Source organism: Vibrio sp. TMPB1044, from assembly GCF_030442075.1.
Taxonomy (GTDB): domain Bacteria; phylum Pseudomonadota; class Gammaproteobacteria; order Enterobacterales; family Vibrionaceae; genus Vibrio; species Vibrio satsumensis.
In genome coordinates this window covers 1,574-10,065 of sequence record NZ_JAUJED010000092.1, presented here as the reverse complement: position 1 = coordinate 10,065, position 8,492 = coordinate 1,574, and the positions used below count along the sequence as shown (strand labels likewise).

At 39.0% G+C, this 8,492-nt stretch carries 6 protein-coding genes; 5 read left to right on the top strand and 1 reads right to left on the bottom strand.

Features of this window, described 5'->3' with window-relative positions; translation table 11 throughout:
• The first annotated feature begins 374 nt into the window (after nucleotides 1–374).
• The 5 genes from QQ041_RS23975 (at nucleotide 375) to QQ041_RS23955 (ending at nucleotide 8,095) form a co-directional block, all read left to right on the top strand.
• The gene (locus QQ041_RS23975) at nucleotides 375–1,424 is read left to right on the top strand and encodes a DUF2971 domain-containing protein (protein ID WP_285955210.1); all 1,050 of its coding nucleotides are present in this window, start codon (nucleotides 375–377) and stop codon (nucleotides 1,422–1,424) included.
• Between the two features lie 42 nt (nucleotides 1,425–1,466).
• The gene (locus tag QQ041_RS23970) at nucleotides 1,467–2,474 is read left to right on the top strand and encodes a PIN domain-containing protein (protein WP_285955209.1); all 1,008 of its coding nucleotides are present in this window, start codon (nucleotides 1,467–1,469) and stop codon (nucleotides 2,472–2,474) included.
• Nucleotides 2,475–2,892: 418 nt separating this feature from the next.
• Nucleotides 2,893–6,189, top strand: coding sequence for a VPA1262 family protein (locus QQ041_RS23965; RefSeq protein ID WP_285955208.1), 3,297 nt, complete (start codon nucleotides 2,893–2,895; stop codon nucleotides 6,187–6,189).
• Nucleotides 6,190–6,453: 264 nt separating this feature from the next.
• Entirely contained in the window at nucleotides 6,454–7,362 is a 909-nt protein-coding gene (locus QQ041_RS23960) for a hypothetical protein (protein ID WP_285955207.1), read from the top strand.
• A gap of 145 nt (nucleotides 7,363–7,507) precedes the next feature.
• Complete coding sequence (locus QQ041_RS23955) at nucleotides 7,508–8,095, top strand: hypothetical protein (protein ID WP_285955206.1); 588 nt, start codon at nucleotides 7,508–7,510, stop codon at nucleotides 8,093–8,095.
• A gap of 276 nt (nucleotides 8,096–8,371) precedes the next feature.
• Here the strand turns inward: QQ041_RS23955 and QQ041_RS23950 are convergent.
• Nucleotides 8,372–8,492: JAB domain-containing protein (locus QQ041_RS23950; RefSeq protein WP_353057853.1), on the bottom strand; the 121-nt coding region annotated here is incomplete at its 5' end.

The window sequence follows — 8,492 nt, the reverse complement described above, 5'->3', positions numbered from 1 at the left end:
TACGTAAAAAGTAGGACCGTCAATTTCCCTCGGTAATTAAGCTAACGACAAAGTCGCTTGGTAGTTAAGGTACGACAGAATCGCTTGGTGATCACACTTACTCACGGTACTTTCTATCACGAAAATGCCCCAAAACCATTCAGAGTAAATACTCATTCATCACCTGTTAGTGTGACTTTGCCTTATAAAAAGTTATCTGAAGGTGTGTAATGGGTTTCTGTTGCACTAAATGGTTTTACTGCATTCTAATTCATGAATTTTTGATTCAAGTGACGGACTGATTGTAAATTGCAAGCATATAAAAGATGGCGCATTATGTGTGTGGAAGGTAGCTCAGCGCCGCATAGGTGGGCTTACATGACTGGAGAGTACTAATGCTTGTAAAGTATTATGGTTTGGTTTTCGACAATAGAACCAATAGTTGGTCACCAAGAGTAGAATTTATATCAAACGGTTTATTTCGCATGACTCAGCCTAAATACCTTAATGATAAAGGAAGTGAGGCGAGACTATGGCCATATTTTAATGAGTTTTCACCAGCGGATTATGCATGGGCAAAAAAAGAACATGATAAAATGCAAACAGATCCTTCCTATGTCCCATCAAATGAAGAATTAGAAAACTTCTTCCTAAAACCGTGTGGCTCTCGATATGGAGACCATTCCCCGCATATGCTAGATCAAGAAGGCTTCAACTCAATGGAAGATTATGATCGGGAGCAACTGGCTCAAACGGCTGGAAGAGTTAACTCATTTTTAGTTGAGGCATTAAGCTGCCAGTTAGGGATTTTATCCCTGTCAAAATCTGACACAAATGAACTTATGTGGACACATTATGCTAGTGAAGGTAAGGGACTAGCTGTTACTTTCAATGAGGATCATGCGTTTTTCAACCAACTCCCCCCGAAAGATGTTAGTTATACTCCAGATAAAAGAGCTTCTCTTACATATTATAAAGGTATGATGAGAATGAATGGTGCTCCGTTGAAAAACTTCCATGTTGCAGATTTAGGTAATCCATTAGGAGTTCTGCAATCTCTTAGTAGCAATGGTATTGATGTAATTGAGTTCTCGGAACGACTGCTATATTCGAAAGCTAAACAATGGTCTTCTGAAGATGAAACTCGAATTGTATGCCCTCTTATGTTTTGCGAAGAGAAAGTAGGGCTATTAGTACAACCAGACTTTGGCGCTGAATTACCTAATGAACTCTCCCCTATGCTTAAGAGCTACCCTGAAATCAACCTCAAACGAATACCGTTTGATGCATTTGAATCTATCATTTTTGGTTACGGTATGAGCGAATTTGACAAATCTACTATTACGGAACTGGTTAGGAAAAATGAAAACTTGTCTCATCTAAAGTTGCGCGTAGCCAAACACAATATTTATGGCAACATTGAGATCAGTGATCTCGTTGTGTAGCAAGATACTTTATTAGCAGAAATTAATCATATTAGAGGTGCTATGTTTTATATTTTTCTTGATACCTGTGTTCTTTTAGACATTTCGACAAAAAAGCATGACCTTCCTTTGGTTTCTGCACTGGAAGAGTTGGTTACATCGGGTGTGATTACACTTGTGGTTACCGACCTAGTTGTCGAAGAGTACGAGAGGAACAAGGAAGATGTAGCAAACAAAACTGCCAAAAGGCTGTCCCAAGAATTTAAACAAGTCAAAGCAGTAGTAAGTGAGTTTGCAGACGATAAACAAGCGGAAACAATAGATGTATTAAATGACATCAATGCGCGTTTGCCACTGTTAACTGATGCCAACCATGTGACCATTCACAGGGTTGAAAAGCTCATCGAATCAGCAAAAAAAATCAGTATTAGTGAACGATCTAAAGTAGCCGCAGTTCAGCGTGGCTTAGATAAAAGAGCACCATTTCACATTAGTAAAAACTCTGTAGCAGATGCGGTCATCATCGAACAATTTTATGAGTTCTCGCAGGGTGTAGATAGTGAGTCAGCTTGCTGTTTTTTCATAACCCACAATCACAATGACTTTTCTGCAAAGGATCACCGCCAACCACATTCTGATTTTGGTAATATTTTTAATGATACGAATGTTCTCTATTTTAATAATCTAGCATCAGCAATTAATCAAATTGACGAGGATTTTTTAGATGGTATTGAATTTGAGTATGACTACACAGAGGAAACCAGAGGTCTAAGAGAAATCCTCGATGCGATGGACGAGCTAGTCGATAAAGTTTGGTATAACAGGCACCAGAATCGCATGTGGGGCATTGAAAATGGCGAAATCGAAGTTGTTCCTGAGGGTACTGAACGATATGGCAATAATGTCATTCACGAGGATATCCTTAAAGGTGCTATGAAGTCTGCAAAACGTGTTGAAGACTCCTATGACAATGTAGGGCCTTGGAGCGACTTTGAGTGGGGCATGATTAATGGAAAATTGTCAGCATTACGTTGGGTGTTAGGTGATGAATGGGATATGTTAGACACCTAAGATGTACTAACTCAACACCTAAGATGTACTAACTCAACACCTAAGATGTACTAACTCAACACCTAAGGTTTCAACATATATTTTCTCACCAAAGGGATCGTGTTAGAGCTTTATATCTAATGCATTCCTGTCCAGAGGCTTCATCGACCTGAAGTTTTACTCGCGGCACTTTTCTTAAAAAGTGCCAGCTAGCTCAGATCTGCCCAAACCTTCTTACGACCAGTTTGCTCTCCTATAAAGTGAGCTAATGCATCGTGGTCTTGTACCTTAAATTGGCCACGGCTTACTCCGTGATGATTGTTTTAGGCGTTAGCATTATGAGGTAACGTGAAGGTGCTCATACATTTGACATACATATACCGTGTATTATTCCAAATTAAATTCTAACAATTTAGTCACCACATAGGGATGGACAACCATGATCAAAAGTCAAGACTCTATGCCATTCGAACTTGACTCTATCTTGAACGATAAACGCATCGAAAGGTTATTTTCAGAGGAGTACCCATGTGCTCTACAGCTCTGGTTATTACGAATCGAAGGTGTTGATTTTATTGACAACCGAGTCATTTATGGACGACTGCTACCTTACAGCTTTGACAATAACTTGTGGTCATTTAGTGACAATGAAAACTTTAAGACCTTCTCCAGTTACCGAGCGCAAGTCAAAAAGATTAATTTGTATGTGAAAGGAGCTAAAGCCAAAAATGTTATTGAGAGGCTTTGTTCAGGAGATACCCTTCGAAACATTAACGAAGCATGTGGACTGGGCTTTGGGCAGGACAAGATTGGCGACCTATTTGGTGATGTGAAACTCAGTCATGAAGAGCTTATATATAAGCCTCTTGCATATTTGATTAATCAGGATGCTCATCCAATGGGGACTATTGCTAGCCCTCATGGAGGAGCTGGAGGGCTATGTTCTTCTATTGTTCAAAGCAATAAGCAAGAACTATTTGTTGTTCAAGGTGACTATAACGCTGACTTAACCGCGATGGTTATTGAACAATTAAATCAAGACACGGGATTGAAGTTTGAGGACCGTGACCTACAACGGTTTGGTGACATTGAACTCATGATTCTCCCTTCAATTAACGAGCAAGAGAGTTCATTAAAGAATGTTCGATGGTCGAATGATAAAGACGAAGTTCATGTTAGTCTAACACCGACTCAGATTCGTCAATACACTCGCTTTCAGTTCAATTTACGTATTGAGAACGATGGGCAGCTTCTCTATTCATCACTTAAGGTAGCTACCCAAAATGACGACGGTAACTATGAATGCACTTTCGAGACTAGCACTGATCTTCACTCCATTGCCGACTCGATGTCATTGGACATTTATGGTGGAAATAGTATAAAAGATGAACTAATTCTTTGTGATCGTTGGACTTCCCATTTTATTAGGGAGATGAATTTTCAACTAAGTATAGTCAGTGGATCTTCTGAATTTAACAAGTTTGAGTGGTTAGAGAAAACAGTAACTCCTCAGATGTCAGACCGTGTTGCGAAAGTACTATCGATAAAGAATAATAATTCTCCTATGCGAAACAATGTGACGACTAGGAAAACAGACTCTTGGGTTACGATAAACCGTTCTTTGAGAAAAACATTTGACCGCATTCATCCTAAAAAGTCAGACGGTGCTTTCTTCCTTAAATGGGGTATGAGCTCTGGTGAAGGTAGACTTCAGTTCACTGAATGGTTTAAATCTCTAGCACAAACTAACCAAGACAATTCAATTACGATTTTTGACCCGTATTTTGAAGACGCTGGATTAGCTCTAATACTATTGAGTTCAGCTCCTAATTCTGACTATACGATTTTTAGAACGAATCATAAGAAAGATGGTGACACAGCTACTAAAGGGCTTGAAACATTATTGCGAGCGTGTAGCCATAATCAAAAGCTAATGCAGCAAAAAACCGTGAATATCTACGGTGTTCGTGATGGCAGTTTACACGATCGATACATACTAGTGACAGATGGTAATGGGCTTCCTGTCAAAGGCTACCATCTATCAAATTCCTTCCAAAGCGCTAACGAGAACTTCCCGTTACTTATTACTCCGATACCTACAGATGTGTTGTATAAGGTTGTTGAATATAAGAACAGCTTACTATCTGCTTCTAACGAGAAAGTCTCCCATCTCTACAACTCAAAAACATGTGAGTTTCACGCGGTTGAATCAGGTAAAAATGATGAGCTCTTTGATAGTGATGTGATAGGCGATATCTTATCTCATTGGCTCAATGAACCGCTGTTAAAGGGGCTAAAAGGGAATGAATTAACTAGTAAGCTAAGAGAGCAAGGCCTATATCATGATGACTTCCCTCACGCTATAGACCCACGTGGACTTAAGTCCTTTATAGATGCTACCAACTTATCTAAGGTTGATCTTAGCATTTACTGGGAGGAGATCGGTGTGGTCTTATCCCGTACAGTTTCTAAATGCCACGATGTTGATTATTTCTCATCAAATTCGAGCTTTTTGAATTCACTTGCCAGTATCTTGGATGCAACATTCAACAGAGCGAGTGATGAAAGTAACAAACATGAACTATCTGTAATTTCCCCTAGTTATTTCCACCAAACGTTGTCTGAATTACTAAGTAGTTCAACAGCACCTCATCATTTTTCACTTGGGATCAAACAGTCACTTCTTACTTGGGGAGATTACTTCTGCATTCAATATTTATGGGCATATGACCCCACTTCTTTAGTTAAGATTGTGGATGTTCAGGTGCAGGAGATAAGCAAAGATTTTATTGAGAAAGACAGTATACGTTTATCTGTACTAGGACAGATACTGCGAGAAATGTCACAGACAATTGAGCTTGGACAGACAAACGATCTTCAATTAAAAGCTCTTTTACGCAGCAATAACGAATTTTTGAAGTGGCTGGGATGGTGTGCACTGGAGAAGCAAGTCATCTCTTCATGTGATCTGTGCATCATTGATACTTTACCAAGCCATGAGCAATGTATCTTCATTGGCTGGTTGATAAATCGTAATTCTAAAGTTGAACAAGACACGGAGTCATTCAATAAATTGGTTAAAGAGCTTCACCAACGCCTTCCTAATAAGTTAGATCTACCCCAATTAAAAAGTACAATTGACTCGATGCTAGGGCGTATGAAGCAATTGTCTTGGGCTGAACCTTGGATCTCTCGCAAAGTTCTTACCCCTCTACTCGAAGATGACAGAGTGTTATTCGGAGATGCTAGTCAGATTTGGCATGAAGAGCTTATTAATTTGCTCGAACCAAAAACTTCCACAAGCTCGCGCTTGTTCAATTCCTCCCGCGAAGGCGAAGTGACCAACATAGCAGCTTGGTTATGGACACAGAGCTCAAAAGCTCACCAAAAAAAGTGTCTCAAAAACTTTGAAAGAGTACTGAGAAAGCAAAAGCAAATAATTCAACAGCCATTGGCTAGCAGTGCAAATTGGTCTAAATGGGATGATGCTTTGAAGGTAGCTTTATGGATATGGCTGTTTGCAGAATGGTGCCAATATTACAACTCAGTTCATAGTGAAGAGAATAGTCAGAAGCTAATACAGCTTTATAGTTCGGCGAAAGAGTTAGCAATGGTAAGATCTGAGTCTGAATGGGAGCCCTTAGGCACAGGAATACAAAGTGAACTGTTTCTTGCAAGAAAGTGGGTTTCTGAACAGATAGATAACATTGAATCACAACTAGTTGAATCAATTTAAACCCTCTCATTGTAGTGGCCAAAAAATATTTGGCCACGTACTTGCAAGTTCACCATACATAAGCCAATCCGTATTTCGCTGTTTAGCAAACCGGAAACACTTTTTGCCCCAAGATGAGCCAGATAGGAATTGAACTCAGGCTAAAAATCAGGATCTTTCCTTATTTTTCAGTTGGTTAAATAATGATCTTGGGATGTACTGAAAGTGTAAATTCGTGCCTGCACGATATTTAAATGTTATGTGGCAGTTGAGCTTGGAGGTTCAGTGTTTTCAGAAATAATAAAATTTTGGGCGTTAAAATACTTCTCTAAGCATATCTGTCCAAAGAAATTTTCATTGTCTTCAGACGAAGCTAAAAAGTATAACTTCTATGAAGTTAGAGTTATTTTCCCAACAGATAGAGATAAAGTTCTTTACCAATTTATGCCAGAGGACAATGGTGTTGTCCGAAGTGGATTAGTCTCAGGATGCAAGTTTGTTAATCCAGAATTAACTGAAAATTGCTTTGTCTCAGAACATTCGCTCAAAAGAGCCCGATTTGACGTAATCTATTATTTCAAAGGTTGGCGTATAGATGAGCAACATTGTAGTGAAATAACATTGATTAAGTTTGTGCTTTGGCGAGCTTTGTTTCTTATCTATCCATACCTCACATACACAAAACTAAAAAACAAGCTCAATTCATGGCGTGTAACCAAGAGACTTAGAACTCCATTGAAGTCAAAGTATGAAATCTATGAAAGCTTAATGAGTAATGATACGTTCCTAAAAACAGGTCAATTTCGTCAAAGTGACATTGTTAGTGGTCTGTTAGGTGGCAAACATATTGCTAATTTCGATCTAACACGGAAACTATCCAAGTCGTTAGATTGGATACTTGAATCTTCCATTGAAGATGGAGAAATATCCAGAGTTAGTCACGAGCGAGACCATGACCCTCTTTTTAAAATGAAAGGTAAAGGCATTCACTACTTCACGTTGACAAAAGAGCAAATCAAAAATGAAGAGCATAATCGCCTCATACAAAAAGCTCAGGTTAAGATTCAACAGAGAATGTTGTTGCTAACATTTTTGTTAGTGATCGCCACTTTCATAACCACAATTGATAAATTTGATGACCTAATGGAAATAGTTGAAGCTTTCAAGGTGTGGTTCAGTAGGTTCATCGAATAGCCATATAAACAATTTAAGAGTGATTCACAACGCTTGGCATTTTTGCTTCTACTTCAATTTTAGTGTTTACGATACAATGCTTTAGGTTAGGTGGTAGCGTTGCTCACCCCTTAATTGGGCTAGGCTAATAGAGGAAATATCAGCAATGAATAAAATAGAAGGCTCGATTGTAAACGACCGTTATTTAGAATCTATCGCCATAGCTTTATACAACGAAGCAAAAGTTGAAAAAGATGGGTATCGTTTCAAGAAGTTAGTCCCAGCTATGACATTCTATTGTTTCGCTATGGAGTCAAAGCTAAATACCTTCGGAAAAGAGGTGTTTACAAAAAATGCAGAGTTTAAAAAGTTTATCAACGCTACAATTCAGGGTAAATTTGATTGGCTCCTTTCTCGACTTGGAGTTGATGAAAGAGAGTTAGTTGAGCCTCACCGTGAAACTATTGCCAATATGGTTTCATTCAGGAACTCAGTGGCTCACTCTAAAAACATTGATTTCGAGGATGAGAGAAAACTAATCGGTCTTGAGCAGTTTGGAGACAAATTTGTACATCCTCCAAAACACGAAAAAGACTTTATGGCTCAAAGATCTTTAGAAAGTTGTGAAAGCTATAAAAAAGCTTTGGAATTTTTGGATACTGTTTGGTTTGTACAATCACCTAAGTTCTTTGGTTCAGTCGACTTTTCTCGGGGTAGCGGTTTTAGTTGTGCAAAGGTAGTCGACAGAAATTAGCTTAACAAATAAGGATTAGGCGTTGCGCAACCAATGTTAAATCCCGAGTGTTGAACAAGCCTGAAGCCACTTTATTAAGTAAATTATTCGATGATGGTCGAGGGGCATTGCGCCTTGAACTGGTCTATTCACGCATGGCACCAGTTTAGTGACTTTCCATACTTGTAGTTATTCATGAATTGCTAATTTAGCAAAACCACTGGCACAGAAATGTCCAAAAATGTGTTGAAGGGTAGTCTCCTACCCTATTTCAATCAGCGGCCATAAGCCGCTTTTTTAAATCCAGCCTCGCTCAGAAAAAGACACCACACACTCAAATGAAACCACAAAGTGGTCCAGTACTCGGATAACAACCAATGCCAACGCATCCGTCAGTTGACGGGTAATGCGTCGGTCA